This is a genomic window from Streptomyces sp. NPDC005435, assembly GCF_040703155.1.
Classification (GTDB): domain Bacteria; phylum Actinomycetota; class Actinomycetes; order Streptomycetales; family Streptomycetaceae; genus Streptomyces.
On record NZ_JBEXEQ010000029.1, the window covers coordinates 35,036 to 60,902 of the forward strand.

A 25,867-nucleotide genomic window follows, 5' to 3' on the forward strand; every position below is an offset into this window, starting at 1 on the left:
TACCGATTCAGGGGGCGAGACAGGCGGGTACGGCACCCGCGAGGGGGGTAGCACTGTCCGCGACGGCTGGGGCCGCGCGGTCGGTGGCCCCTTCGCGGGTGCCGTGACCGCGAGCCGTCGTCGTTCTCCCAGCCTGGGGTCTCCCCCGCTCCCACGCGGAGCCTGGGGATAGGGGGTTACGTGGTGCGCATCCGAGTCCTTGTCGTCGACGACCATCGCATCTTCGCCGAGTCGCTCGCCGCCGCGCTCGCCGCCGAGCCGGACGTCGACGTGTTCGCCGCCGGCAGCGGCCCGGCCGCGCTGCGCTGCCTGGAGCGGGCCGCCGCCGAGGGCCGCCGCTACGACGTCCTGCTGGTCGACGCCGACCTGGGCAGGGTGCTGCCCGGCGGCCGCGCGGCCATCCCCGTGCAGCTGGGCGACTCCGAGGGGCACGTCGACGGGATCTCCCTGGTGGCCGGGGTCCGCACCGCCCAGCCCGGGGTCCGCTGTGTGGTCCTCGCCGAGAAGGACGAGCCCCGCCGGGCCGCCCTCGCGCTCCAGGCGGGCGCCTGCGGCTGGGTCGCCAAGGACTGCTCGCTGTCCCGGCTGCTCACCGTCATCCGGGGCGTGCTGCGCGACGAGACGCATCTGCCGGCCGCCTTGCTCACCGGCGTCCTCAAGGAACTCACCGCCGCCCGCAAGCACCGCAGCGAGAGCGAGCGCCTGGTGGAGTCGCTGACCCCGCGCGAGCGGGAGGTGCTGCGCTGCATGGTCGCCGGGCTCGGCCGCAAGGCGGTCGCCGAGCGGCTGTTCCTCTCCCCGCACACCGTGCGCACCCATATGCAGAACGTGCTGGGCAAGCTCGGCGTCCACTCCACGCTCGCCGCCGTGGCGCTCGCCCGCAGGGCCGGGGTGGGGCCGGTGGACCTAGCCGGGGACGTTGTCGAACGGGGCGGTCAACTGGCGTAGCAGCCCGGCCAGTTCGGAGCGCTGCGCGGTGGACAGCTCGCCCAGGATCGCCCGCTCCTGCGCCAGCAGCCCCGCCAGCGCCTCATCGGCCCGGTCGCGCCCGGTGTCGGTCAGCCGCACCAGCACGCCCCGCCGGTCGCTGGGGTCGGGCAGCCGCTCCACCAGGCCCTTCTTGGCGAGCCGGTCGATGCGGTTGGTCATCGTGCCCGAGGTGACCAGGGTCTGGGTGAGCAGCTGGCCGGGGGAGAGCTGGTACGGCGTCCCGGCGCGCCGGAGCGCGGTCAGCACGTCGAACTCCCAGGGCTCCAGCTGATGCTCGGAGAAGGCGAGCCGGCGCGCGCGGTCCAGGTGCCGGGCCAGCCTGCTCACCCGGCTCAGTACTTCCAGCGGCTCCACGTCGAGGTCCGGGCGCTCCCGGCGCCACGCTGCGACCAGCCGATCGACCTCGTCCTCCATGGAGATCAGTGTAGTGGTTGTGTCGACGTGAAGTCTCTTGATGTCGAGTGTCTTGACATCAAGATATCGACGGCGCCACGCTGGACCCCATGACGACGCCGCAGTGGAACCCCGCCCAGTACCTCCGGCACGCCGGACACCGGCTGCGCCCCTTCGCCGACCTGCTCGCCCGCGTCCCCGACCCGGCGGACCCCCGCCCGCGTGTCGCCGACCTCGGCTGCGGCCCCGGCAACGCCACCGCCCTGCTCGCCGCCCGCTGGCCCGCCGCGCACATCACCGGTTACGACAACTCGCCCGAGATGCTCGACCGCGCCCACACCGAGCACGAGGGCCCCACCGAGGGCGGCGGCCGCCTGGACTTCGCCCCCGCCGACGCCCGCACCTGGACCCCGGACGAGCCCTGCGACGTGATCGTCTCCAACGCCACCCTCCAGTGGGTGCCGGGCCACCTCGACCGCTTCGCCGACTGGACGGACGCCCTGAACCCCGGCGGCACCTTCGCCTTCCAGGTCCCCGACAACACCGACGCCCCGCTGCACGCCCTGATGCGGGACCTCGCGGACACCCCGCGCTGGACGTCCCGCCTCGCCGGCGTCCTGCGCCGCCCGGACTCCGTCCACACCCCCGGCGTCTACCTCGACCGCCTCGCCCGCCTCGGCCTCGCCGCCGACGTGTGGCAGACGACGTACCAGCACCTCCTCACCGGCGAGGACCCGGTGCTCGACTGGGTCAAGGGCACCGGCCTGCGCCCCGCCCTCACCGCCCTCGCCGACGACCCCGAGGCCCGGGACGCCTTCCTCACCGAGTACCGCGACCTGCTGCGCACGGCCTACCCGAGCGCGCCGTACGGGACGGTCCTGCCGTTCCGCCGGCTCTTCGCGGTCGCCGTCCGGGAGGCGTGAGCCGTGCTCGTCGCCGTCGACCATGTCCAGCTGGCGGCGCCGGCCGGTACGGAGGAGCTGCTGCGCGCCTTCTACACCGGCGCCCTCGGCATGGCCGAGATCCCCAAGCCCCCGGTGCTCGCCGCGCGTGGCGGCTGCTGGTTCGAGGCGGGCGAGGTGCGGCTCCACCTGGGGGTGGAGGAGGACTTCCGCCCCGCCCGCAAGGCCCACCCCGGGCTGCGGGTCCATGACATCGAGGCGTACGCCGCCCGGCTCACCGCCCACGGCGCCCCCGTGACCTGGGACGACAGCCTCCCCGGCCACCGCCGGTTCTACAGCGAGGACCCGGCCGGCAACCGCTTGGAGTTCCTGGAGCCGCTCAGTCCGTCCGGCCGGGACGCGTGACGAGAAGCCGGACCGTGCGGACGCTCAGGGACGTAGCCCCAACAGGCGTTTGACCTCGGCATGGGGGATGCCCGGGGCAAGCGTTCCCTCGGCCTTGCGCCGCTGGTAGTCGGCAACCGCCAGGTCGTCTTCCAGGTCCTCCAACACGCGGGGAGAAACCAGGAGTGCGACAACGTGCCCCTGGTCGGTGAGGGCGATGGGCTCGCGATTGTGGGCCACCAGGCGGACCAGCTCGTCCAACCGGGCGGCGGCGTCACCGATGGTGATCTCGGTCATACGCGCACGATCCCACAGCCCCGTACCGCACTCCTCCAACTCAGTTCTTCCGGTGCCCTATCAGCCGCGGCTTCTGCTCCAGGCCGTCCAGGCCGTGCCACGCCAGGTTCACCAGATGCGCCGCGACCTCCGCCTTCTTCGGGCGGCGTACGTCCAGCCACCACTGCCCGGTCAGCGCGACCATGCCGACCAGCGCCTGGGCGTAGAGCGGGGCCAGCTTGGAGTCGAAGCCGCGGCTCTTGAACTCGCGGCCCAGGATGTCCTCCACCTGGGTCGCGATGTCCGAGATCAGCGAGGCGAAGGAGCCCGTGGACTGCGGGATGGGGGAGTCGCGGACCAGGATGCGGAACCCGTCCGTGTACTCCTCGATGTAGTCCAGGAGCGCGAAGGCCGCCTGCTCGCACAGCTCGCGGGGATGCCCCGCCGTCAGCGACCCGGTCACCATGTCCAGCAGCCGCCGCATCTCGCGGTCGACCACCACCGCGTACAGCCCCTCCTTGCCGCCGAAGTGCTCGTACACCACCGGCTTGGACACCCCGGCCTTCGCCGCGATCTCCTCCACCGACGTGCCCTCGAAGCCCTTGGCCGCGAAGAGGGTGCGACCGATCTCCAGCAACTGCTGGCGGCGCTCGGCACCGGTCATACGGGTCCGGCGCGTCCGCCGCTGCTTGTCGTTGCCCTGGATGCTGCTGGAGTCGGTCGCCACGCCGTCAATCATGCCGCCTCGGCGCCGGCCTTCCCGCGCGGGGAGGACTCCGCACCACCGCTGCGGCGCGAATCGATACGCGAGCGTGACGGCCAGCGCACGTCGTACGCCCAGCCGAGCTTCTCGAACCAGCGGATGATCCGGGCCGAGGAGTCGATCTGGCCGCGCTCCACCCCGTGCCGCGCCGCCGTCGGGTCGGCGTGGTGCAGGTTGTGCCAGGACTCACCGCAGGACAGCACCGCCAGCCACCACACGTTGCCCGAGCGGTCGCGCGACTTGAACGGCCGCTTGCCCACCGCGTGACAGATCGAGTTGATGGACCACGTCACGTGGTGCAGCAACGCCACCCGGATGAGTGAACCCCAGAAGAAGCCGGTGAACGCGCCCCACCAGGACATCGTGACCAGACCGCCGATCAGCGGCGGCAGCGCCAGCGAGATCACCGTCCACATCACGAACTGCCGGGAGATCGTCCGGATGGCCCGGTCCCGGATCAGATCCGGCGCGTACTTGTCCTGCGGGGTCTGCTCCTCGTCGAACATCCAGGCGATGTGGGCCCACCACAGGCCCTTCATCAGCGCCGGGAGCGTCTCGCCGTAGCGCCAGGGGGAGTGGGGGTCGCCCTCGGCGTCGGAGAACTTGTGGTGCCTGCGGTGATCGGCCACCCAGCGCACGATCGGGCCCTCGACCGCCATCGACCCCATGATCGCCAGCGCGATCCGCAGGGGCCGCTTGGCCTTGAAGGAGCCATGGGTGAAGTACCGGTGGAAACCGATGGTGATGCCGTGGCAGCCGATGAAGTAGAAGAGTGCCAGCAGGCCCAGATCGAGCCAGCTCACTCCCCAGCCCCAGGCCAGCGGCACGGCCGCCACCAGGGCCAGGAACGGCACCACGATGAACACGAGCAGGGCGATCTGCTCGACGGAGCGCTTCTTCTCGCCGCCCAGCGTGGCGGAGGAGCCATCGGGTGAGGCTTCGTCGATCACATCGGAACTTGAGGTCATGCGCGTCCCCTGTGGGGTCGAGGGTCGGGGCAGGTGCCGGGCCGCCGGGACCGTACGGGAGAGAAGGGAACACTTCCCTACGGTTCCGTAACCTACGGCGTCGTAAGTATGGCAGCGAGTCGGGGCGCGGCAAGGGCCCCAGACCCTGCGCGTCCCGGTGGACACCTATCCTTGGAAGCGGTCGGACAGCGCCGTCCGCTCTGTTTACTTCCCGGACGTTCCAGGCCGTATGCGGCGTTTTGCGCCACGATGGACGGATGCCCCGGGTTCCCTCCCAGTTGAGCTTCAACACTGCAAGGAGCCGCACCTGTGAGCAGTGCCGACGACCAGACCACCACGACCGGCAGCGAGCTGCGCGCCGACATCCGGCGCCTGGGCGACCTGCTGGGCGAGACCCTCGTACGGCAGGAGGGTCCCGAACTCCTGGAACTGGTCGAGAAGGTCCGCCGCCTGACCCGCGAGGACGGGGAGGCCGCCGCCGAACTGCTGCGCGGCACCGAACTGGAGACCGCCGCCAAACTCGTGCGCGCCTTCTCCACCTACTTCCACCTGGCCAACGTCACCGAGCAGGTGCACCGCGGCCGCGAACTGCGCGCCCGGCGCGCCGCCGAGGGCGGCCTCATCGCCCGCACCGCCGACCGCCTCAAGGACGCCGACCCCGAGCACGTCCGCGAGACCGTCCGCAACCTCAACGTGCGGCCCGTCTTCACCGCCCACCCCACCGAGGCCGCCCGGCGTTCCGTCCTCAACAAGCTCCGGCGCGTCGCCGAACTCCTGGACACCCCCGTCCTCGACTCCGACCGCCGCCGCCACGACGTCCGCCTCGCCGAGAACATCGACCTCGTCTGGCAGACCGACGAACTGCGCGTCGTACGCCCCGAGCCCACCGACGAGGCCCGCAACGCCATCTACTACCTGGACGAACTGCACGCGCACGCCGTCGGCGACGTCCTGGAGGACCTCACCGCCGAACTGGAGCGCGTCGGCGTCGAGCTGCCCGACGACACCCGGCCGCTCACCTTCGGCACCTGGATCGGCGGCGACCGCGACGGCAACCCCAACGTCACCCCCCAGGTCACCTGGGACGTCCTCATCCTCCAGCACGAGCACGGCATCAACGACGCCCTGGAGATGATCGACGAACTGCGCGGACTGCTCTCCAACTCCATCCGCTACACCGGCGCCACCGAGGAACTCCTCACCTCCCTCGACGCCGACCTGGAGCGCCTGCCCGAGATCAGCCCCCGCTACAAGCGGCTCAACGCCGAGGAGCCCTACCGGCTCAAGGCCACCGCGATCCGCCAGAAGCTGGAGAACACCAAGCAGCGCCTGGCCAGAAACACCCCCCACCAGGAAGGCCGCGACTACCTCGGCACCGCCGAGCTCCTCGACGACCTCCGCATCATCCAGACCTCCCTGCGCGCCCACCGCGGCGCCCTCTTCGCCGACGGCCGCCTCGCCCGCGTCATCCGCACCCTGGCCGCCTTCGGCCTCCAGCTCGCCACCATGGACGTACGCGAGCACGCCGACGCCCACCACCACGCCCTCGGCCAGCTCTTCGACCGCCTCGGCGAGGAGTCCTGGCGCTACGCCGACATGCCCCGCGAGTACCGCGCCAAGCTGCTCGCCAAGGAACTGCGCTCACGCCGCCCGCTCGCCCCGAGCCCGGCCCCCGTCGACGCGGCCGCCGCCAAGACCCTCGGCGTCTTCCAGACCGTCAAGCGCGCCCTGGAGGTCTTCGGACCCGAGGTCATCGAGTCCTACATCATCTCGATGTGCCAGGGCGCCGACGACGTCTTCGCCGCGACCGTGCTCGCCCGCGAGGCCGGACTGCTCGACCTGCACGCCGGCTGGGCCAGGATCGGCATCGTCCCGCTCCTGGAGACCACCGACGAGCTCAAGGCCGCCGACACCATCCTGGAGGACATGCTCTCCGACCCCTCCTACCGGCGCCTGGTCGCGCTGCGCGGAGACGTCCAGGAGGTCATGCTCGGCTACTCCGACTCCTCCAAGTTCGGCGGCATCACCACCAGCCAGTGGGAGATCCACCGCGCCCAGCGCCGGCTGCGCGACGTCGCCCACCGCTACGGCGTCCGGCTGCGCCTCTTCCACGGCCGCGGCGGCACCGTCGGCCGCGGCGGCGGCCCCTCGCACGACGCGATCCTCGCCCAGCCCTGGGGCACCCTGGAGGGCGAGATCAAGGTCACCGAGCAGGGCGAGGTCATCTCCGACAAGTACCTCATCCCCTCCCTCGCCCGGGAGAACCTGGAACTGACGGTCGCGGCCACCCTCCAGGCGTCCGCCCTGCACACCGCGCCCCGCCAGTCCGACGAGGCCCTCGCCCGCTGGGACGCGGCCATGGACGTCGTCTCCGACGCCGCCCACTCCGCCTACCGCGCGCTCGTCGAGGACCCCGACCTGCCGACGTACTTCCTCGCCTCCACCCCCGTCGACCAGCTCGCCGACCTGCACCTGGGCTCGCGGCCCTCCCGCCGCCCCGGCTCCGGCGTCTCGCTCGACGGACTGCGCGCCATCCCCTGGGTGTTCGGCTGGACCCAGTCCCGGCAGATCGTCCCCGGCTGGTTCGGCGTCGGCTCCGGCCTCAAGGCCCTGCGCGAGGCCGGCCTCGACACCGTGCTCGACGAGATGCACGGCCAGTGGCACTTCTTCCGCAACTTCATCTCCAACGTCGAGATGACCCTCGCCAAGACCGACCTGCGCATCGCCCAGCACTACGTCGACACCCTCGTGCCCGACGAGCTGAAGCACGTCTTCGACACCATCCGCGCCGAGCACGAACTCACCGTCGCCGAGATCCTGCGCGTCACCGGCGAGAGCGAACTCCTCGACGCCCAGCCCGTCCTCAAGCAGACCTTCACCATCCGCGACGCCTACCTGGACCCGATCTCCTACCTCCAGGTCGCCCTGCTCAAGCGCCAGCGCGACGCCGTCGCCGAGGGCACCGAACCCGACCCGCTCCTCGCCCGCGCCCTGCTCCTCACCGTCAACGGCGTGGCGGCGGGCCTGCGCAACACCGGCTGACCCCGGCGCACGTACGACGGTGCCCCCGGGAGCCCTTCGGCTGCCGGGGGCACCGTCATGTCGTCATGTCAGGAAAGGCTCACTGCGCCGTCACGAACGCCCCGGTCAGCAGCACCACACCCAGCACCCCCAGCGTCCAGCCGGTCCGCGTCAGCCGCATCCCGCCCGCCACCACCACCGAGGCCAGCACCAGCGCCCCGCCCAGCGGCAGCCACGCGAACAGCGTCCCCGAGAGCCCCGAGCGCACCACCACGTCCGTACCCGGCTCCACCGTCACGTCGTAGGACCGGCCCGCCCGCACCGCGACGGACTTCGCGAGCACCACCCGGTCCCGGCGCACCCCACCGGCCGACGTCGGCGCGAACGGGCCCGTACAGCGGTCGCCGGAACAGTCCGTCACCCGCATCGTGCCGTGCTCACGGCCCTTGGGCAGCATCACGTGCTGCGCGGTGCCCCAGGAACCCCACGCGCCGGCGAAGAGGATCAGCGCGGCACACACACCCATCAGCACGGCCCGCCCCACCCCCAACGCGGTCACGGAAGCCCGGCGGACGGAACTGGCTCTGGCAGGCATGGCCGGGATCATTGGCCATACCCCTACGACCGGTCAACTCCGCCGCGGAGCAGACCGGACAAGTCAGGAGTTGTACGCCGACTGCGCCCGCTCCAGACCCTCCGTCACCAACGACTCCACCGCGTCCGCCGCCCGGTCCACGAACCAGTCCAGCTCCTTGCGCTCGGCGGACGAGAAGTCCTTCAGCACGAAGTCCGCCACCTGCATCCGCCCCGGCGGCCGGCCGATCCCGCACCGCACCCGGTGATAGTCCGCGCCCATCGCCTTCGTCATCGACTTCAGGCCGTTGTGCCCGTTGTCCCCGCCGCCCAGCTTCAGCCGCAGCGTCGCGTAGTCGATGTCCAGCTCGTCGTGCACCGCCACGACGTGGTCGAGCGGCACCTTGTAGAAGTCCCGCAGCGCGTTCACCGGGCCGCCCGACAGATTCATGAACGACATCGGCTTCGCCAGGATCACCCGCCGGCTGCCCGGACCCGCCGGACCGATCCGGCCCTCCAGCACCTGCGCCTGCGCCTTCGTCGCCCGCTTGAACTTCCCGCCGATCCGCTCCGCGAGCAGATCCACCACCATGAAGCCGACGTTGTGCCGGTTCATCGCGTACTCAGGACCCGGATTGCCGAGCCCGACGACCAGCCAGGGGGCACTCTCGGACGTGCTCACGTCCCTGTCTCCTCACGTGCGACAGCCGCTGCTCCCCACAGGGATACCCCTAGGGAAGCAGCGGCTGGAGCGAATACGGCTACCGCCACGGACGCGGCGGCAGAACCGGGCCGGATCAGGCCTCGGCGGCCTCGTCACCCTCGGCGGCCTCGGCCTCCGGGGCCTCCTCGGCCTGGGCGGCCAGGACCTGCAGGACGACGGCGTCGCCGTCGACGGCCAGGGAGACACCCTTGGGCAGCTCGATGTCCTTGGCGTGGACGGAGGCACCGGCCTCCAGGCCCTCGACGGAGACCGTCACGGACTCGGGGATGTGCGTGGCCTCGGCCTCGACCGGCAGCGCGTTCAGCACGTGCTCGAGCAGGTTGCCGCCCGGGGCCAGCTCGCCCTCGGCGACGACCGGGATCTCGACGTTGACCTTCTCGCCGCGCTTGACCAGCAGCAGGTCGACGTGCTCGAGGAAGCCCTTGATGGCGTCACGCTGGACGGCCTTCGGGATGGCCAGCTCGTTGGTCTTGCCGTCGATGTCCAGGGCGATCAGGACGTTCGGCGTACGCAGCGCGAGCAGCAGCTCGTGGCCCGGGAGGGTCAGGTGCAGGGGCTCGGAGCCGTGGCCGTAGAGGACACCGGGAACCTTGTTCTCACGGCGGATGCGACGGGCCGCACCCTTGCCGAACTCGGTGCGGGTCTCGGCGGCGATCTTCACCTCGGACATGTGAATCACTCCTCGTAGAGGTAGTAGGAACGTGGTCACCCGGCCACGAACGGCCTGCTACGAAGAGCGCGTCGATAACGGACAACCGCCTCGCGAAAACACGAGTGCGGCCTCCCTCGCCGAGCAACTGTCGCAGTCTACTCGGCAGGGGAGGCCGCACCCAAAAGGATCTTCAACTAGCCCGCGGTACGGGCCTGCAGAAACCTCACTGCTCGTCGAAGAGACTCGTCACCGAGCCATCCTCGAACACCTCACGCACCGCGTTCGCGATCGTCGGAGCGATCGACAGCACCTTGATCTTCTCCAGGTCGGCGGCCAGCTCACCCGGCGTCGGCAGCGTGTCCGTGAACACGAACTCGCTCACCCGCGAGTTCTTCAGCCGGTCCACCGCCGGACCCGACAGCACACCGTGCGTCGCCGTCACGATGACGTCCTCCGCACCGTGCGCGAAGAGCGCGTCCGCCGCCGCGCAGATCGTGCCACCCGTGTCGATCATGTCGTCGACCAGCACGCACACCCGGCCCTCGACCTCACCCACGACCTCGTGGACGGTGACCTGGTTCGCCACGTCCTTGTCACGCCGCTTGTGCACGATCGCCAGCGGCGCACCGAGCCGGTCGCACCAGCGGTCCGCCACCCGCACCCGGCCCGCGTCCGGCGACACGACCGTCAGCTTGTCCCGGTCCACCTTGGAACCCACGTAGTCCGCCAGCAGCGGCAGCGCGAACAGGTGGTCCACCGGACCGTCGAAGAAGCCCTGGATCTGGTCCGTGTGCAGATCCACCGTCAGGATGCGGTCCGCACCCGCCGTCTTCATCAGATCCGCGATCAGCCGCGCCGAGATCGGCTCACGGCCACGGTGCTTCTTGTCCTGGCGCGCGTAACCGTAGAACGGCACGATCACCGTGATGGAGCGGGCCGACGCACGCTTCAGCGCGTCGATCATGATCAGCTGCTCCATGATCCACTTATTGATCGGAGCCGTGTGGCTCTGGATCAGGAAACAGTCCGCGCCACGCGCCGACTCCTGATACCGAACGTAGATCTCACCGTTGGCGAAGTCGAACGCCTTCGTCGGGACGACCCCGACACCGAGCTCGCGGGCGACCTCCTCGGCAAGCTCGGGGTGGGCGCGGCCGGAGAAGAACATCATCTTCTTCTCGCCGGTCGTCTTGATCCCGGTCACAGCACTGTCTCCTCAGAGGTGTGTCAGCCAGCCTCGGCCAAGCGGCCTCTCGGCTGGGCACGAGAGGGCCGAATCAGCTGGTAGGGGGTGCGGGTGTGCACTTATCACGGTACGCCGTGTTTGACGCACTCGTGTCCGGAAGGGGTCCGGACGAGACCTTCCCAGGTCCCCGTCAGCCCTCGTCCCCGGCCGGACCGGACGCCGCCCCGGCCGCCTTCGCCGCCGCGCTCCCCGGCCGCTTACGGGCCACCCAGCCCTCGATATTGCGCTGCTGGCCACGCGCCACGGCCAGCGAACCCGGCGGCACATCCTTGATGATCACGGACCCCGCCGCGGTGTACGCGCCGTCCCCGACCGTGACAGGCGCCACAAACATGTTGTCCGCCCCCGTCCGGCAATGCGACCCGATCACCGAGTGATGCTTGTCCTGACCGTCGTAGTTCACGAACACACTCGCCGCCCCGATGTTCGTGAAATCACCGATCGACGCGTCCCCCACGTACGACAGATGCGGAACCTTCGTCCCCTCACCGATCGACGCGTTCTTCGTCTCCACGTACGTCCCGATCTTGGACTTCACGCCGAGCCGCGTCCCCGGCCGCAGATACGCGAACGGACCCACCGACGCGCCCTCCCCGACCCGGGCACCGTCCGACACCGTGTTGTCCAGCCGCGCGCCCGCGCCCACCTGCGTGTCGTGCAGCCGGCTGTTCGGACCGACCTCCGCGCCCTCGCCGACATGCGTCGCGCCCGTCAGCTGCGTCCCCGGGTGCACCAGCGCGTCCCGGCCGAACGTGACCGTCACGTCCACCCACGTCGTCGCCGGGTCCACCACCGTCACACCGTCCAGCATCGCGGCCGTCACCAGACGGTCGTTCAGCGTCCGGCGGGCCTCCGACAGCTGCACCCGGTTGTTGATACCCGCGATCTCCCGGTGATCCCCGGCCACCGACGCGCCCACCCGGTGCCCCGCCTCCCGCAGGATGCCGAGCACGTCCGTCAGGTACTCCTCGCCCTGGCTGTTGTCCGTACGCACCTGCTTCAGCGCGTCCGCCAGCAGCCGGCCGTCGAACGCGAACACACCGCTGTTGATCTCCCGCAGCGCCCGCTGGGCCTCCGTCGCGTCCTTGTGCTCCACGATCGCCGTCACCGCGCCGGTCGCCTCGTCCCGCACGATCCGGCCGTACCCGGTCGCGTCCGGCACCTCGGCGGTCAGCACGGTCACCGCGTTGCCGTCGGCGTCGTGGGTGCCGGCCAGGTCCCGCAGGGTGGCGGCCGTCAGCAGCGGGGTGTCGCCGCACACGACGACGACGGTGCCCTCCAGGGGGCCGCCCAGCTCCTCCAGCGCCATCCGGACCGCGTGACCGGTGCCGTTCTGCGTCTCCTGCACGGCGGTGCGGACGCCGGGGTCGATCTCGGCCAGGTGCGCGGCGACCTGCTCACGGGCGTGGCCCACGACGACGACGAGATGCTCCGGGTCCAGCTCACGGGAGGCCGCCAGCACGTGCCCCACCAGCGAACGGCCGCAGATCTCGTGCAGCACCTTCGGTGTGGCGGACTTCATACGGGTGCCCTCACCCGCTGCGAGAACGACGACGGCTGCCGGGCGAATGGCGCTCACGGGGTTGCCTTTCGGCTCATGAAGGGTGTGGGGGGTGACGAGCGCAGGATACCGGGGTGAATTCGGGGGGACATGAGAGCGGGTCCTGACCCGATGCGGTGAGAGGTCAGGACCCGAACTGAGGTCTTGTGAGCTGTGGCTCCCCCGCAAGGATTCGAACCTTGTCCTACTAGATCCAAAATCTAGTGTGCTGCCAGTTACACCACGGGGGACAGCGCTTCAGACCTTACCCGAGGCGTGCCTGCGCCTGTGTCACGATTCCACCCCACCAGCCCTCAATGCGGTTGTAAAGGTGGCCGCTTCGGGCGACGGTCACGACCAGGCAGCCGTGATAGCCCTCGCCCGTGTTCTTGCGGACCGTCCGCGGGTTGTGCTTCTTCAGGGTCGGCTTGGCGAAGACGGACACGTCGACGCCGGCCACCTCCGCCCAGAAGCGGTGGGCGGCCGGGACGTCCGCCGACTCGTGGATGAGCACGCGGTAGCCCAGGCGCTCCCGGCCCACGTCGAGGAGGTCCAGCCAGGCGAGGTAGGTCCGGATCACCCCCGGGTCGCTGTTGACGAAGACCGCGCGCTCGCGCCGGTCGTACGGCTTGCTCTTCGCGCCCTCCGCCCAGTAGAGCGCCACTCCCGCCACGAACAGCTCGCGGTCCGTCAGCTCGGCCACGTCCCGTACTGCCGCTGATTTCGACTCCTCCCGCTTCGACCGTTCCACGGCCCGGGACCGCGCCAGGCCCTCCCGCATGAGCGCCTGCTGTTCCTCCGGGGTGTAGCGGGGGCTCGGCCTCGGCAGATCCCTGACCCAGAGGGACACCGAGCTTCTGGAGCAGCCCAGCTCCAGCTGGATCCGGTCGTACGTCCACCCCTGTCGTCGCAGCTCCCGTGCCCGCTCCCGCAGGTCGTCCTTCGCGTTCGGGCGTTTGGTCCACTCCGGAGGGGGCTCGCCGTGGACGAGGCGGTTGAGGAGGTCGTTGTTGAAGACTTTCAGTTCGTCGCGGATCTGGCGGAGGCTGAGCCCCGCGCGGCGGAGCGCGACCGCTCGCGCTCGCAACGTGTCGAAGTCCGCGTACCGCCCGCCGTTGCCTGGTGAATGTGCCATGTGCATACCGTCCGGGCGGAACGGGTAGGTCCGGTGGTGAAGCGCCGGGGTTCAGCAGTTCGAGCGATTTCAGCTGGTTTCGACGGCATTCGATTACGGTGTGTGATCCGGGCGGAGGGCGAAACTCGCCGGAAAAGCGGCCCCACGCGCCCGTAGGCTGGAGGCATGACCACGACGGGGGAAGACCGCGCCAGGGCCCTGACCGGCCCATGGTGGTGGGAGAGGCGGCGCGGCGCGGCGCTGGACGTTGTGCTGGCCCTGGCGTCGGCGTTGGAGTGCGGCGCGGAGGGTGTCCCGTTCGCGCGGGACGCGGGTGTGCCGCTGTCGGTGGGGATCGTGTTCGGGCTGCTGGCCGGTGCGGTGCTGCTGGTGCGCAGGAAGTGGCCGGTGGCGGTCGTGCTCGTCGCGATCGCGATCACCCCGGCCGAGATGGGCTTCCTGATGGGCATCGTGGGGCTGTACACGCTGGCGGCGTGCGAGCTGCCGCGCCGGATCATCGTGGCGCTCGCGGGGATGTCGCTGGTGGGCACGATGATCGTGACGTTCGTGCGGGTGCGCCAGGACATGGCGCGGGGCGATCTGACGATGGGCGACTGGTTCGTGCCGTTCGCCGCGGTGACGACGTCGCTGGGGCTGACGGCGCCGCCGTTGCTGCTGGGGCTGTACGTGGGGGCGCGGCGCCGGCTGATGGAGAGCCTGCGGGAGCGGGCGGACTCGTTGGAGCGGGAGCTTCAGCTGCTCGCGGAGCGGGCGGAGGAGCGGGCGGAGTGGGCGCGGGGCGAGGAGCGTACGCGGATCGCCCGGGAGATGCATGACGTGGTGGCGCACCGGGTGAGTCTGATGGTGGTGCACGCGGCGGCGTTGCAGGCGGTGGCGCGCAAGGACCCGGAGAAGGCGGTGCGCAACGCGGCGCTGGTGGGGGACATGGGCCGGCAGGCGCTGACGGAGCTGCGGGAGATGCTGGGCGTGCTGCGGTCGGGGGACGCGGTGCGGCGTGGTGTCGAGCCGGTGCCGTTGGCGGCGGTGGGGGCCGCTGCCGCGGAGGCGGCATCCCGGGCGGCGGCCGAGGAGGTCCTCGACGGGCCGAGCCTGGCGGAGCTTGAGGAGTTGGTGGGGCAGTCCGCGGCGGCGGGGATGGTGGTGGCCCTGTCGGTGGAGGGCGAGGTGCGTTCGTATGCGGCGGAGGTGGAGCAGACGGCGTACCGGGTGGTGCAGGAGGCGTTGACGAACGTGCACAAGCACGCGGCGGGTGCGCGGACGTTCGTGCGGCTGGCGCATCGGCGGGCGGAGATCGCGATGCAGGTGGAGAACGAGTCTCCGCCGGAGGTGGCGTCGGCGTCGGCGGGTCTGCCGTCCGGCGGGAACGGGCTGCTGGGGATGCGGGAGCGGGTGGTGGCGCTGGGGGGTGTGTTCGTGTCGGGGCCGACGGAGAAGGGCGGTTTCCGGGTGTCGGCGGTGATTCCGGCGGTGTGAGGGGCCGCCGGTGCCGGTGCCGGTGCCGGAGCGGGAGCCGGTGCCCCTGCCCGTACCCGTGCCGTGGCCGGTGGGGTCAGCCTGCCGTCAGGCGTACGGGGTGGGTGCCCATGATGAGGGTGGTCAGGGCGTGGTCGATGTCGGGGCCGAGGTACCAGTCGCCGCTGTGGTCGAGGGCGTAGACGCGGCCTTCGGCGTCGATGGCGAGCAGGGCGGCGGTGGCGGTCTCCTCGCCGAGGGGGCTGACCTCGGTGCCCAGTGCGCGGCCGAGGTCGCCGAGGGTGCGGGCGAGGTGGAGGCCGTGCAGGGGGTCGAGGTGGAGGGTGGCGGGGGCGACCTGGCGGCCGGTGCCGGTGGGGTTGACGCTCAGGCCGCCGAATTCGGCCCAGGCTTCGACGGCGGCGGGGAAGACGGTGTGGCGGTGGCCCGCGGGGGAGAGGTGTTCGCGCAGGGTGTCGGCCCAGATCTCGGCCTGTTTTATGTCCCAGCGTCCGGGGTGCCAGCCGGCGGTGCGCAGGGCGTTGTCGGCGGCGCCGGGGAAGCGGGGGGCGGCCGGTGGGTGGCCGAGTGTGGTGGTGCCGGGTGCGGTGGTGCGGTTGGGGTGCATGTGCCTTCGATCGTCGTGCGTGCGGTGGTTCCGGTGGCCGGTCGGGCCGGGGGTGTCAGTTGCCGCCGGTGGCCGGGTCGACGATGCGGACGCCGAAGTGGGCGCTGAGGGCGGTGCAGGCGCGGCAGGGGGCGGCGAAGCTGCCGTGGAGGGGGTCGCCGTCCTCGCGTATGCGGCGGGCGGTGAGTTTGGCCTGCTTGAGGGCTTTGCGGGCTTCGCCGTTGGTGAGGGGCCTGCGGGCGGCGCGTCTGCTGCGGGTGGCCTCGATGGCGGTGAGGTGCCGGGAGATGAGGATCGTTTCGGCACAGCGGCCGGTGAAGCGGTCGCGCTGGTTGCTGGTGAGGGTGTCGAGGAAGTCCTGGACGAGGGGGTGCAGGGCGGGGGGCCGGTCGCCTCGGGCGGCGGTGCCGGTGAGGGTCTCGCCGCGTACGGAGAGGGCGGCGGCGATGGTGGGGAGGATGCCGTCGCGGCGGTGGAGCAGGGTGGGGGCGGGGGGCGCTTCGGTGGCGCTCCAGCCGATGCGGGGGTCCCCGGAGGGCGTGTCGGTGCTCTTGGTGGCCATCGTGTTCATGATCGTCTTTCCCTCCCCTGGGGCTCCCCCGAAGGACACAGAGTGCCAAATGCCGTGGCGGCTGCGGAAGCTGGGGCGGCGCGACACGCCAGAGCCGTGACGCTGTGTGACTGTATGTCATGGGTGCGGGGAGGGCCGGTGGGGCCTTCGGGGCGGTGGTCCGGCGGCCCGGTGACCGGTGTGCGCGTACCGCATAGGCTGTCGGCACCGCGCCGGTCGCGGTCGGGGCGTCGGTGACGCCTGAGACAGTCGGATACGGGTCGGGGTGCGCCGGTCGAGGGCGCGGGCGCCGGCTCGTACAGAGTGCCGCAGGGGGCAACCGCCATGACGACAGGTCGGCTCGGGCAGGAGGCCGCGCCGCCGAACGCGGCCTATGCCGGGCAGGTCGTGCACTTCCCGGATCCGGTGCGGGCGGCGCGTCATCCGCGTGGGGTGCGGGTGGACGACCGTGGCTATCCCGATTTCGCGCCGTACGCGCGCGCGGCGGCGGAGATCGCGGATCCTCCGGAGGGTTTCGGAGTCGACGAGCTGCGGCTGACGGACTACGTGTCGGCGAACGCGGCGCTGGCGGCCTCGGGTCATGAGCTGTGGGACACGGTGCCGGACGTGGCGACGCCGCACGGCTGGACGTGGCATCACGTGGCGGACTCGCGCCGTCTCGAACTGGTCCCGGTCGAGGTGAAGGCGCTGCTGCGGCATCACGGCGGTCTGGCGACGGCGGTGGTGGACCACGACAAGCGGGGTACGCGGCCGCTTCCGGAGACGCGTCCGGCGCACTTCGGGCTGCCCAAGTCGGGTGTGGCGGTGACGGAGTCGCAGGTGCAGGGGGTCGAGGAGGACCTCGGCTACCGGCTGCCGGGCGCCTACCGCTCGTTCCTGAAGGCGGCGGGCGGGTGCGCGCCGGTGGGCGCGGCGCTCGACGCGGAGCTGGGGCTGCTGGTGGACCAGCCGTTCTTCACGGTGCGGGACGAGGCGGCGGTGAACGACCTGCTGTACGTCAACAAGTGTCTGCGCGACCACCTGACGAAGGACTACCTGGGCGTCGGGTTCGTGCAGGGCGGTCTGCTCGCGGTGAAGGTGAAGGGCGAGCGGGCGGGTTCGGTGTGGTTCTGCGCGTACGACGACGTACGGGACGTGGATCCGGCGTGGTCTCCGGCGGAACGGGTGGAGCGGCTGCTGCTGCCGTGCGGCGACGACTTCGACGCGTTCCTGTCGCGGCTCGCGGGTGATCCGCCGGAGCTGGAGACGGTGGCGGGTCTGATGGTGGACGGCGGCTTCGCGCGTGCGGTGCCGGTGTCCTCGGCTGCGGGGGAGTGAGCTTCCGGCGATGGTGACGTTCGCACAGGCGCAGGAGCGCGCCGAGGAGTGGATCAACGGGGACGTCCCGGCCTATCAGCACCGTGAGGTGCGGGTGCGGGAGTTCGAGCTGGGCTTCGTGGTCTGGGGCGAGGACCGCGCGGAGGGCCCGCGGGTGGACGCGGGCGCCCAGCGGCTGGTGATCGCCCGGGACAGCGGCGAGGCGACGCTGTGGCCCGCGCTGCCGGTGGGCGAGGTGATCCGCCGCTACGAGGAGACGTACGGGCGCCCCGACGAGCCGGAGGACGCGGTGCCGGTGCCGGCTGCGGCGCGGGTGGACCTGAACCAGACGTCGTTCCTGCTGAGTCCGCCGGAGTGGCTGCAGGAGGCGGCGGAGAAGCTGGGGTCGCCTTCGGCCGGGGCGGGGTCGGCTTCGGGGGCGGGGGTGGCGTCCGGGGTGGCTTCGGGTTCTGCTTCGGGGTCCGGGGTCGGGTCGGGGTCGGTGTCCGGGGATGGTTCCGGGTCCGGGGTCGGACTCGGGGTCGGGTCCAGGGATGGTTCCGGGTCGGGGTCGGTTTCTCGGACGGCGCCCGGTGTGGCTTCGGGTGCTGCTTCCGCCGCGAGTGCGGGGCCGGGTGTGGCCGGCGGCTCGGGGTCGGTTCAGGGGGTGGCCTCGGGGTCGGCTTCTGGGTCAACTCCCGCTGTGGGTAAGGCTCCTGGCCCGGTTACGGGTCCGGCCGCTGCCCCGAGTCCGGCTCCTGCCCCGGGGCCGACGTCTGCCCCGAGTCCGGCTCCTGCCCCGGGGCCGGCGTCTGCCCCGGGTCCGGCGTCTGCCCCGGGTCCGGCCCCTGCCCCGGGTCCCGCCCCTGAGGCCGGTCCGGGGAGTGTGCCCGGGCCGCGTGAGGGTTCCGGCAACGGGCTCGCCGAGACGCGGCCCGGGGTACCCCTAGGGGACGGGCGCGCTACGCCGTGGCCCGCCGCCGCTGCCGAGGACGACGACGCCTCCCGGACGCCCTGGGCGGGTACGGACACCAACGCGGGCGACGGAGAGGACCGTTCCGTACCGCTGCCCGCCACCGTGTTCTCGCCTCCGGTGGGGGACGGCCCCCCGCGCCCGCCCGCGTCCGAGCCGGACGCGAAGACGGCGCTGATGTCGGGCGGCAGCCAGTTGCCGCCCACGGCGGTCTCGCCGGGGGTGACGGCGCCGGCGGGTCCCGGTCACGCCTACCCGCCGAGCGGCGCCGCCGACGCGCCCCGGCCCCCGGCCCGCCCGCTGCCGCCGGACGCCGGTGACATCGCCGACGCCGTGACGAGCAAGGCCGCGCCCCCGCCGCGCAAGAACCCCGCCACGCCCCCGCCCCCGCCGGGCGCCCCCGGCACTCCGGGCGCGCGTCCCGGTGGCGCGGGCGGGGACGAGTACGTACCGACCCAGCTGGTGTCGGCGCTCGGCCCGGAGGACCCGGACGGGTTCGCGCTGCGGCAGCCCGCGCCGGGTACGCCTGGTGCGCAGGGCGCGCCGGGTGCTCCCGGTGGCCCGGGGACGCCGCCTGCGCCGGGTGTGTCCACGGTCCCGGGGACGCCCGGCGCCCAGGGCACGCTGCCCGGGCCCGGTGCGCCGCCCGCGCCGGGCACCTCCCGCGCGCCGGGGATGCCGTCCGCCCCCGGCCCCGTCCGCGCCCCCGGTGCCGACCACGCGGAGACGGTCCTGGCCGCACCTCCGCAGGGCGGTCCCGGTGTGCCTCCGCCCCCGCAGCCCGCCCCGGGCATCCCGGCCCCGCCGAACGCGGCACCCGCGCCGGGTGTGCCGCCCGTGCCGAACGCGTCGTCCGTCCCGGGCGCGCCCCCGGCCCCCGGCACCCACCCCGCGCCGTCGGCCGCGACGCCCCCGCAGGGTGCCCCGCTGCCCCCGCCCGGTGCGATGCCGCCCCCCGCCGGGGTCGTACCGCCGCCCGGGGCCGTACCGCCGGGCGCGATGCCCCCGCCCGCCGGTCCCGCGCCCACGGGCCAGCTGCCGTACCCGGGTGCCATGCCTCCCCCCGGAGCCATGCCCCCGCCCCCCGGCGCGACGCCCCCGCCCGGTGCCATGCCGCCGCCGCACCTCGGCGCGCCCCCGCACCCCGGTGCCATGGCGCCCGGAGTCATGCCGCCGCACGGCGCCCCCGTGCCGGGTCAGCCCCCGGCGTACGGCTATCCGCCCCCGGCGCAGCCGACGGTCGGCCCCGGTTACCAGGCCGTGCTGCGCTACCGCGCCCAGGACGGTTCCGAGCAGCAGCTGATCCGGCGGTCCGCGCCGGGCATGCCGCACCCGGAGTGGCAGATCTTCCACGAGCTGCGGGCGATGAACGTGCCGCCGGACCAAGTACTCGAACTGCACACGGAGTTGGAGTCGTGCGAGCTGCCGGGGGCGTACTGCGCGCGGATGATCCGGGAGCAGTGGCCGCAGGCGCGGATCGCGAGCATCGCGCCGTACGGCACCGATCACGCGAGCAGGCAGCAGGGGATGCAGGAACTCCTCGCGCACCAGGGCGAGTTGCACCAGGTGGCGGACGGCCCGGCGCGCCCCGCGCCGGTGCGCGCCCCGCTGCCGCCGGTGCAGCCGGTCCCGCCCGTCCCGCCGGAGGGCGTCGCGCACGAGCTGGCGGCGGCGTTCGGGCCGGGGGTGCACCGCTTCGACCAGCAGGCGGTGTCGCGGCAGGGGGTGCCGCCGGTCGTGGCGCACACGCTGGTGGTGGCCGGACTCCCGCTGGACATGGGCCCGTTCTTCTGGGCGCAGGCCCAGCCGGGGCGCCCGGTGCCGACGCTGGCGGAGCTGGCGGCCGAGCGCGGGGTGCGGCCGGCGTCGGACGCGGGGTCGTACCTGGTGATGGGCACGGACTTCGGCAAGGCGATCTGTGTGCAGTACGGCACGGCGCACATCGTCGCGGTGCCGGTGGAGGCCGGTCCGGGGGGTGCTCCGGTGCCGCCGCAGTTCGTCAACACCGGGCTGCCGGAGTTCACCCGCTGCCTGGCGCTGCTCGGCCGGATGTGGCGGCTGCGCTACGGCCTGAACCAGGAGCAGGCGGGCCGCTGGACCGTCGACTTCCAGGCCCAGCTGGCCTCCCTGGACCCGGCGGCGCTCGGCTCGCCGGAGACCTGGTGGTCGGTGCTGCTGGAACAGATGTGGGACGGCCTGCTGTAGCCGGAGGCGGTCCGCCCCTCCGTCCGCCGTTCGCGTCGGGCCCTTCACTCGCTGGAGTGAAGGGCCCGACGGTGTTGACGAACCCTGACGTCTCTTCAGCTCATATCGACATGCGTTCCATCATTCTGTCGGGTATGTCGGACAGTCAGGGCGGAGAGGGGTTCCACGGGTGAGCAGCGCATCGGCGACGCCGTACGGCTTCAAGGCCGCCCGGGGGCGCGGCTACCACCCCGAACAGGTCGACGCCCGGCTGGCCGCCCTCTCGCGGGAGCGGGACGCCGCCTGGGAGCGCCTCGCGCGGCTGACCGTCCTCGCCCGGAACATGGCGGCGGAGTCGGCGCGGCTGCGCGAGCGGGCGGCCGGGCTGGAACCGCAGACGTACGACGTCCTCGGCGAGCCCGCGCGCACGGTGTTCCGGCTGGTGCGCCAGGAGGCGGTACGGCTGCGCGAGAGCGCCCGGAACGAGGCGCGCGATCGGGTCGCGGCCGCCGAGGAGTACGCGCGCAGCGTGCGCCGTACGGCGCGGGAGGCGGCCGACGCGCTGCGCGCCGAGGCGGTGGATTCCGCCGGACAGCGGCTGGTCGCGGCCCGCGCGGAGGCGGAGGCGCTGCGCGTCGGCACCCGGCACGAGGTGCGCGAGCTGCGCCGGGCGGCCCTGGACGGCCTGCGCGAGACCCGCCACCGCGCCGCCGCCCTGCGCGCCGCCCAGCCCGGGGAACTCGCCGCCCGGCGGTCGGCGGCCGAACGCGCGCTGACGGAACGGGCGGCCGCCCTCGAAGCGGACACCGCCGAACGGCTGACCCGCGCCGAGGCCGCCCTCGCCGCGGCGAAGCGCACGCTCGCGGTGGAGAAGGACCGCGCGCCCCGCCTCCTGGAGGCGGCACACGCGCGTGCCACCGAAGTCCTCGACGCGGCCCTGGCCCACGAGGAGCGCACCGCCCGCGAGACCGAACGCCTCCTGCGCGAGCACGGCGAGATCTGGGACGAGGTACGGGAGCAGGTGGACCACCTCCGCGACCGCCTGAACGCGTCCATGGCGGCCGCGAGGCGCTGAGCCGCGCGGCGTCCGCCGGCCTCGGCGCGCGGCGTCCGCCCGCTTGCCCCGTCATGCCCGTCGGCTCCGCCCCGGTCCGTCCCGGCGGTCCCGCCCCTGAGCCGCCGCTCCTCGGTGTCCCGTACACGCTTCGCGTGCGCCGGCGCGCTGTCGTGGCCGTCCGCGGGGAATGTGCTTGACCCTGACGCCGCGTGAGGGTGGAGGCTTTTGCCCGTCGGGGGTGGAGACGACCCTGAGAACGGCTCCACCCGACGGTGGAGGACCCCTAGGGGTATCTCCGTACCGCGGATCGGGGGGCGTTCGTCCCCCCGGAGGACGAGACGGCGCCCGTCCGCTCCTTAACCTGGCTTTACGCCGCTGGGGGGCGGCGTACCCGAGTCGCCGGGGTGGGGTTTGCCCCACCGGGATCGGGGGCTCCGCACCAGCGCGCGGCACCCCCGGGGCCCGCGAGAATCACCGGTACGACCAGCAACGAACCGCACGCGCCGCCGGCGCGCGCTCCGACCTGCCATCCCATAGGAGACATACCGTGACATCGGCTGTGACCGTACCCAGGCACGGGGGCACTGGAGGACCTACGGCCGTTGCCGCGCGGGCGCGGCAGGTCGTGAAGGCGTACGGCGCCGGGGAGACCCGGGTCGTCGCGCTCGACCACGTGGACGTGGACATCGACCGCGGACAGTTCACCGCGATCATGGGCCCCTCGGGGTCCGGCAAGTCCACCCTGATGCACTGCCTCGCCGGGCTCGACACGGTGACCAGCGGTCAGATCTATCTGGACGAGACCGAGATCACCGGTCTGAAGGACAAGAAGCTGACCCAGCTGCGCCGCGACCGGATCGGCTTCATCTTCCAGGCGTTCAACCTGCTGCCGACGCTGAACGCGCTGGAGAACATCACGCTGCCCATGGACATCGCGGGCCGCAAGCCCGACCGGGAGTGGCTGGAGAAGGTCGTGGAGACCGTCGGCCTGGCCGAGCGGCTCAAGCACCGGCCGACCCAGCTCTCCGGCGGCCAGCAGCAGCGCGTCGCCGTGGCCCGCGCGCTCGCCGCCCGCCCGGAGATCATCTTCGGCGACGAGCCGACCGGAAACCTCGACTCGCGCGCGGGCGCCGAGATCCTCGGCTTCCTGCGCCGCTCGGTGCACGACCTCGGCCAGACCATCGTCATGGTCACCCACGACCCGGTCGCCGCCTCCTACGCGGACCGCGTGCTCTACCTGGCCGACGGCCGGATCGTGGACGAGATGCGCCGCCCCACCGCCGAGCAGGTCCTCGACCGTATGAAGGACTTCGACGCCCGGGGGCGCACCTCATGACCGTGCTGAAGACCTCGATGCGCAACTTCTTCGCGCACAAGGGCCGCATGGCGCTCTCGGCGATCGCGGTCCTGCTGTCGGTCGCCTTCGTCTGCGGCACCCTGGTGTTCACCGACACCATGAACACCACCTTCGACAAGCTCTTCCAGGCGACGTCCTCGGACGTCACGGTGAGCGCCAAGGACGCCTCCGACACCGGGGAGACCGTGTCCGGCACCGGCAGGCCGCCGGTGCTGCCCGCCTCCGTGGTCGGCGAGATCCGCGAGGCCCAGGGCGTGCGGTCGGCCGAGGGAACCGTGTTCTCCACCCAGGTCACCGTCGTCGACGCCGACAAGGAAGGGCTCTCGCCCACCAGCGGCGCGCCGACCATCGTCGGCAACTGGAACGGCAACGACGCGCGCACCATGAAGGTCACCACCGGTGCGGCGCCCCATGGTTCCGGCCAGATCATGGTGGACGCGGACACCGCGAAGAAGCACCATCTGCGCCTCGGTGACGACATCGGCCTGATCACCGCCCTCGGCACGCACCACGCGCGCGTGTCCGGCATCGCCACCTTCACCGTCACCAACCCCGGCGCGGCGATCTTCTACCTGGACACCAAGACCGCCCAGCAGACCCTGGTCGGCCGTACCGGTGTCTACACCAACGTCAACGTCACCGCCGCCAAGGGCGTCTCCGACGCCCGCCTGAAGAAGAACGTGACGGCCGCGCTCGGCGGCGGCTACAAGGTGCAGACGGCCAAGGAGGTCGCCGACGCCAACCAGAAGGACGTCGAAAGCCTTCTCGACGTCATGAAGTACGCCATGCTCGGCTTCGCCGGGATCGCCTTCCTGGTCGGCATCTTCCTGATCGTCAACACCTTCTCGATGCTGGTCGCCCAGCGCACCCGCGAGATCGGCCTGATGCGCGCCATCGGTTCCTCGCGCGGCCAGGTCAACCGCTCGGTGCTCGTCGAGGCCCTCCTGCTCGGCGTGCTCGGCTCCGTCCTCGGCGTCGGCGCGGGCATCGGCATCGCCGTAGGCCTGATGAAGCTCATGGGCCAGATCGGCATGCACCTGTCCACCGACGACCTGACCGTCGCCTGGACCACCCCGGCCCTCGGCCTGCTGCTCGGCGTGGTCGTCACCGTCCTGGCGGCCTACCTGCCCGCCCGCCGCGCCGGCAAGGTCTCCCCGATGGCCGCCCTGCGCGACGCGGGCGCCCCGGCCGACGCCCGGTCGGGTGCCGTACGGGCCCTGATCGGCCTGGTGCTGACCGGCGCGGGCGCGGCGAGCCTGTACGCGGCGGCCACCACCGACCAGGCCAAGACCGGCTCGGGCTGGCTCGGTGTCGGCATCGTGCTGACCCTGCTCGGCTTCGTCGTCATCGGCCCGGTCCTCGCCGCGGGCCTGGTGCGTGTCCTCGGCGTGATCGTCCTCAGGGTCTTCGGCCCGGTGGGGCGCATGGCCGAGCGCAACGCGCTGCGCAACCCGCGCCGCACCGGCGCGACCGGCGCCGCCCTCATGATCGGCCTGGCCCTGGTGGCCTGCCTGTCGGTGGTCGGCTCGTCCATGGTGGCCTCGGCCACCGACCAGCTCGACAAGAGCGTGGGCACGGACTTCATCGTCCGCAACGACCGGGGGGAGACCATCACCCCGCAGGCGGTGCAGGCGGTCAAGGACACGGCGGACCTGAAGCGGGTCACCGAGTACAAGGTCGTTCCCGCGGCCCTGACCACCCCCGACGGCAAGGTCAGCAAGAAGAAGGCGATCAACGCCGCCGACCCGACCTACGCCCAGGACCTGCGCACCGAGACCGTCTCGGGCACCCTCGCCGACGCCTACCGGGCCGACTCGATGTCCGTACCCGAGGGCTTCGCCCGCGACCACGGGATCAAGCTCGGCTCCAGGGTCGGGGTCACCCTGCCGGGCGGCCGCACCGCCGAGCTGACGGTCCGCGCGATCACCAGCGACGACGGGGTGATCGACACCGGCGCGATGTACGCGTCCATCGCCACGATGAAGCGGTACGTGCCCGCCGACCGGATGCCGCTCGACCTCCTGGTCTTCGCCTCGGCGAAGGACGGCCGGCAGGCCGCCGCCTACAAGGCGCTCAAGGCGGCCCTGCACGACTACCCGCAGTACACGGTGCGCGACCAGACCGACTACAAGAAGGCGCTCAAGGACCAGATCGGCCAGCTGCTGAACCTGATCTACGGCCTCCTGGCCCTCGCGATCATCGTCGCCGTCCTCGGCGTGGTGAACACCCTCGCCCTCTCCGTGGTCGAGCGCACCCGCGAGATCGGCCTCATGCGCGCCATCGGCCTCTCCCGCCGCCAGCTGCGCCGCATGATCCGCCTGGAGTCGGTCGTCATCGCCCTCTTCGGCGCCCTCCTCGGCCTCGGCCTCGGCATGGGCTGGGGCACCACCGCCCAGCAGCTCCTCGCCCTGGAGGGCTTCAACGTCCTCGACATCCCCTGGCCGACGATCATCACCGTCTTCGTCGCCTCGGCCTTCGTGGGGCTGCTGGCGGCACTGATCCCGGCGTTCAGGGCGGGACGGATGAACGTGCTGAACGCGATCGCGACGGACTGAGGGGGTTGAGCCTGTGTCCTGAAGGCTCGAAGAGCCTTCAGGACACAGGCGTTTTTCGCGGTTGTTTTTCGCGGTTGTCTTTGAAGTCCCGCTTCTCAAGTAACCGAGACGGGCGGGTTCGAGTGGGCGAGACGGGGGTCCAGGGGGCAGAGCCCCCTGGTACACAAGCCGCAGCCCGGGGAGGTTATCCACAGCCCCGCCCAAGCCAAGCCCACCGACGTACCCTG

The 25,867-nt window shown here is 72.3% G+C and carries 22 protein-coding genes and 1 tRNA gene; 10 read left to right on the forward strand and 13 right to left on the reverse strand.

The window, feature by feature from the left end:
• The first annotated feature begins 180 nt into the window (after window positions 1-180).
• Window positions 181-948 carry a response regulator transcription factor gene (locus AB0898_RS28985; protein ID WP_366805989.1) on the forward strand — a complete coding sequence of 256 codons (768 nt, stop codon included), beginning with the start codon at window positions 181-183 and terminating at the stop codon, window positions 946-948.
• On the opposite strand, the gene tamR is transcribed toward AB0898_RS28985, so the two are convergent.
• Complete coding sequence (gene tamR / locus AB0898_RS28990; protein WP_161179562.1) at window positions 907-1,404, reverse strand: MarR family transcriptional regulator TamR; 498 nt, start codon at window positions 1,402-1,404, stop codon at window positions 907-909. The genes AB0898_RS28985 and tamR overlap by 42 nt on opposite strands.
• Before the next feature lie 89 nt (window positions 1,405-1,493).
• Here tamR and AB0898_RS28995 point away from each other — a divergent pair, with 89 nt between their 5' ends.
• Both AB0898_RS28995 and AB0898_RS29000 read left to right on the forward strand, forming a co-directional pair.
• Window positions 1,494-2,306, forward strand: a complete 813-nt coding sequence (locus tag AB0898_RS28995; protein ID WP_366805990.1) for a trans-aconitate 2-methyltransferase — start codon at window positions 1,494-1,496, stop codon at window positions 2,304-2,306.
• Between the two features lie 3 nt (window positions 2,307-2,309).
• Window positions 2,310-2,690, forward strand: a complete 381-nt coding sequence (locus tag AB0898_RS29000; protein WP_366805991.1) for a VOC family protein — start codon at window positions 2,310-2,312, stop codon at window positions 2,688-2,690.
• A 24-nt stretch (window positions 2,691-2,714) separates the two neighbouring features.
• On the opposite strand, the gene AB0898_RS29005 is transcribed toward AB0898_RS29000, so the two are convergent.
• From AB0898_RS29005 to AB0898_RS29015, 3 genes are read right to left on the reverse strand one after another with little or no spacing between them, the layout of a single operon-like run.
• Window positions 2,715-2,966 carry a type II toxin-antitoxin system Phd/YefM family antitoxin gene (locus AB0898_RS29005; protein WP_366805992.1) on the reverse strand — a complete coding sequence of 84 codons (252 nt, stop codon included), beginning with the start codon at window positions 2,964-2,966 and terminating at the stop codon, window positions 2,715-2,717.
• A gap of 40 nt (window positions 2,967-3,006) precedes the next feature.
• Entirely contained in the window at window positions 3,007-3,684 is a 678-nt protein-coding gene (locus tag AB0898_RS29010) for a TetR/AcrR family transcriptional regulator (RefSeq protein ID WP_366805993.1), read from the reverse strand.
• Window positions 3,681-4,676 carry an acyl-CoA desaturase gene (locus AB0898_RS29015; RefSeq protein WP_366805994.1) on the reverse strand — a complete coding sequence of 332 codons (996 nt, stop codon included), beginning with the start codon at window positions 4,674-4,676 and terminating at the stop codon, window positions 3,681-3,683. The genes AB0898_RS29010 and AB0898_RS29015 overlap by 4 nt, the downstream gene beginning before the upstream one ends.
• Window positions 4,677-4,985: 309 nt before the next feature.
• Here AB0898_RS29015 and ppc point away from each other — a divergent pair, with 309 nt between their 5' ends.
• The gene (gene ppc, locus AB0898_RS29020; protein ID WP_366805995.1) at window positions 4,986-7,718 is read left to right on the forward strand and encodes a phosphoenolpyruvate carboxylase; all 2,733 of its coding nucleotides are present in this window, start codon (window positions 4,986-4,988) and stop codon (window positions 7,716-7,718) included.
• A gap of 79 nt (window positions 7,719-7,797) precedes the next feature.
• On the opposite strand, the gene AB0898_RS29025 is transcribed toward ppc, so the two are convergent.
• The 7 genes from AB0898_RS29025 to AB0898_RS29055 form a co-directional block, all read right to left on the reverse strand.
• Window positions 7,798-8,292 (reverse strand): hypothetical protein, encoded by a 495-nt coding sequence (locus AB0898_RS29025; protein ID WP_366805996.1) that lies wholly within the window; start codon window positions 8,290-8,292, stop codon window positions 7,798-7,800.
• A gap of 63 nt (window positions 8,293-8,355) precedes the next feature.
• Window positions 8,356-8,952 (reverse strand): aminoacyl-tRNA hydrolase, encoded by a 597-nt coding sequence (gene pth, locus AB0898_RS29030; protein ID WP_366805997.1) that lies wholly within the window; start codon window positions 8,950-8,952, stop codon window positions 8,356-8,358.
• Window positions 8,953-9,067: 115 nt separating this feature from the next.
• Window positions 9,068-9,664, reverse strand: coding sequence for a 50S ribosomal protein L25/general stress protein Ctc (locus tag AB0898_RS29035; protein ID WP_366805998.1), 597 nt, complete (start codon window positions 9,662-9,664; stop codon window positions 9,068-9,070).
• Window positions 9,665-9,869: 205 nt separating this feature from the next.
• Window positions 9,870-10,850 carry a ribose-phosphate diphosphokinase gene (locus AB0898_RS29040; RefSeq protein ID WP_161179554.1) on the reverse strand — a complete coding sequence of 327 codons (981 nt, stop codon included), beginning with the start codon at window positions 10,848-10,850 and terminating at the stop codon, window positions 9,870-9,872.
• A gap of 172 nt (window positions 10,851-11,022) precedes the next feature.
• On the reverse strand, window positions 11,023-12,471 hold the full coding sequence (gene glmU, locus AB0898_RS29045; RefSeq protein WP_366805999.1) for a bifunctional UDP-N-acetylglucosamine diphosphorylase/glucosamine-1-phosphate N-acetyltransferase GlmU: 1,449 nt from the start codon (window positions 12,469-12,471) through the stop codon (window positions 11,023-11,025).
• Window positions 12,472-12,607: 136 nt separating this feature from the next.
• A tRNA-Gln gene (locus tag AB0898_RS29050) sits at window positions 12,608-12,683 on the reverse strand.
• Between the two features lie 14 nt (window positions 12,684-12,697).
• Entirely contained in the window at window positions 12,698-13,567 is an 870-nt protein-coding gene (locus AB0898_RS29055; protein ID WP_366806000.1) for a hypothetical protein, read from the reverse strand.
• A gap of 165 nt (window positions 13,568-13,732) precedes the next feature.
• On the opposite strand from AB0898_RS29055, the gene AB0898_RS29060 reads away from it, so the two are divergent.
• Complete coding sequence (locus AB0898_RS29060; protein WP_366806001.1) at window positions 13,733-15,040, forward strand: histidine kinase; 1,308 nt, start codon at window positions 13,733-13,735, stop codon at window positions 15,038-15,040.
• A 76-nt stretch (window positions 15,041-15,116) separates the two neighbouring features.
• Here AB0898_RS29060 and AB0898_RS29065 read toward each other — a convergent pair whose 3' ends face one another.
• The gene (locus AB0898_RS29065) at window positions 15,117-15,647 is read right to left on the reverse strand and encodes an SUKH-3 domain-containing protein (protein WP_366806002.1); all 531 of its coding nucleotides are present in this window, start codon (window positions 15,645-15,647) and stop codon (window positions 15,117-15,119) included.
• A 55-nt stretch (window positions 15,648-15,702) separates the two neighbouring features.
• Entirely contained in the window at window positions 15,703-16,218 is a 516-nt protein-coding gene (locus tag AB0898_RS29070) for a YwqJ-related putative deaminase (protein WP_366806003.1), read from the reverse strand.
• A gap of 324 nt (window positions 16,219-16,542) precedes the next feature.
• Here AB0898_RS29070 and AB0898_RS29075 point away from each other — a divergent pair, with 324 nt between their 5' ends.
• From AB0898_RS29075 to AB0898_RS29095, 5 genes are all read left to right on the forward strand, one after another.
• Window positions 16,543-17,535: an SMI1/KNR4 family protein gene (locus tag AB0898_RS29075; RefSeq protein ID WP_366806004.1), complete on the forward strand. Its 993-nt coding sequence runs from the start codon at window positions 16,543-16,545 to the stop codon at window positions 17,533-17,535.
• Between the two features lie 10 nt (window positions 17,536-17,545).
• The gene (locus AB0898_RS29080) at window positions 17,546-20,692 is read left to right on the forward strand and encodes an SUKH-4 family immunity protein (RefSeq protein WP_366806005.1); all 3,147 of its coding nucleotides are present in this window, start codon (window positions 17,546-17,548) and stop codon (window positions 20,690-20,692) included.
• 169 nt (window positions 20,693-20,861) lie between these two features.
• Window positions 20,862-21,746 carry a cellulose-binding protein gene (locus tag AB0898_RS29085; RefSeq protein WP_366806006.1) on the forward strand — a complete coding sequence of 295 codons (885 nt, stop codon included), beginning with the start codon at window positions 20,862-20,864 and terminating at the stop codon, window positions 21,744-21,746.
• A 529-nt stretch (window positions 21,747-22,275) separates the two neighbouring features.
• Window positions 22,276-23,064, forward strand: a complete 789-nt coding sequence (locus AB0898_RS29090; RefSeq protein WP_366806008.1) for an ABC transporter ATP-binding protein — start codon at window positions 22,276-22,278, stop codon at window positions 23,062-23,064.
• Window positions 23,061-25,640 (forward strand): FtsX-like permease family protein, encoded by a 2,580-nt coding sequence (locus AB0898_RS29095; protein WP_366806009.1) that lies wholly within the window; start codon window positions 23,061-23,063, stop codon window positions 25,638-25,640. Before AB0898_RS29090 ends, AB0898_RS29095 begins: the two co-directional genes overlap by 4 nt.
• Window positions 25,641-25,867: the final 227 nt, after the last annotated feature.

Bases quoted from the DNA above. Each gene is read 5' to 3' on its own strand.
- tamR (WP_161179562.1), bottom strand. From the start codon at position 1,404: ATGGAGGACGAGGTCGATCGGCTGGTCGCAGCGTGGCGCCGGGAGCGC.
- AB0898_RS28995 (WP_366805990.1), top strand. From the start codon at position 1,494: ATGACGACGCCGCAGTGGAACCCCGCCCAGTACCTCCGGCACGCCGGA.
- AB0898_RS29005 (WP_366805992.1), bottom strand. From the start codon at position 2,966: ATGACCGAGATCACCATCGGTGACGCCGCCGCCCGGTTGGACGAGCTG.
- AB0898_RS29010 (WP_366805993.1), bottom strand. From the start codon at position 3,684: ATGATTGACGGCGTGGCGACCGACTCCAGCAGCATCCAGGGCAACGAC.
- AB0898_RS29015 (WP_366805994.1), bottom strand. From the start codon at position 4,676: ATGACCTCAAGTTCCGATGTGATCGACGAAGCCTCACCCGATGGCTCC.
- AB0898_RS29025 (WP_366805996.1), bottom strand. From the start codon at position 8,292: ATGCCTGCCAGAGCCAGTTCCGTCCGCCGGGCTTCCGTGACCGCGTTG.
- AB0898_RS29035 (WP_366805998.1), bottom strand. From the start codon at position 9,664: ATGTCCGAGGTGAAGATCGCCGCCGAGACCCGCACCGAGTTCGGCAAG.
- AB0898_RS29055 (WP_366806000.1), bottom strand. From the start codon at position 13,567: ATGGCACATTCACCAGGCAACGGCGGGCGGTACGCGGACTTCGACACG.
- AB0898_RS29060 (WP_366806001.1), top strand. From the start codon at position 13,733: ATGACCACGACGGGGGAAGACCGCGCCAGGGCCCTGACCGGCCCATGG.
- AB0898_RS29065 (WP_366806002.1), bottom strand. From the start codon at position 15,647: ATGCACCCCAACCGCACCACCGCACCCGGCACCACCACACTCGGCCAC.
- AB0898_RS29070 (WP_366806003.1), bottom strand. From the start codon at position 16,218: ATGAACACGATGGCCACCAAGAGCACCGACACGCCCTCCGGGGACCCC.
- AB0898_RS29075 (WP_366806004.1), top strand. From the start codon at position 16,543: ATGACGACAGGTCGGCTCGGGCAGGAGGCCGCGCCGCCGAACGCGGCC.
- AB0898_RS29080 (WP_366806005.1), top strand. From the start codon at position 17,546: ATGGTGACGTTCGCACAGGCGCAGGAGCGCGCCGAGGAGTGGATCAAC.
- AB0898_RS29095 (WP_366806009.1), top strand. From the start codon at position 23,061: ATGACCGTGCTGAAGACCTCGATGCGCAACTTCTTCGCGCACAAGGGC.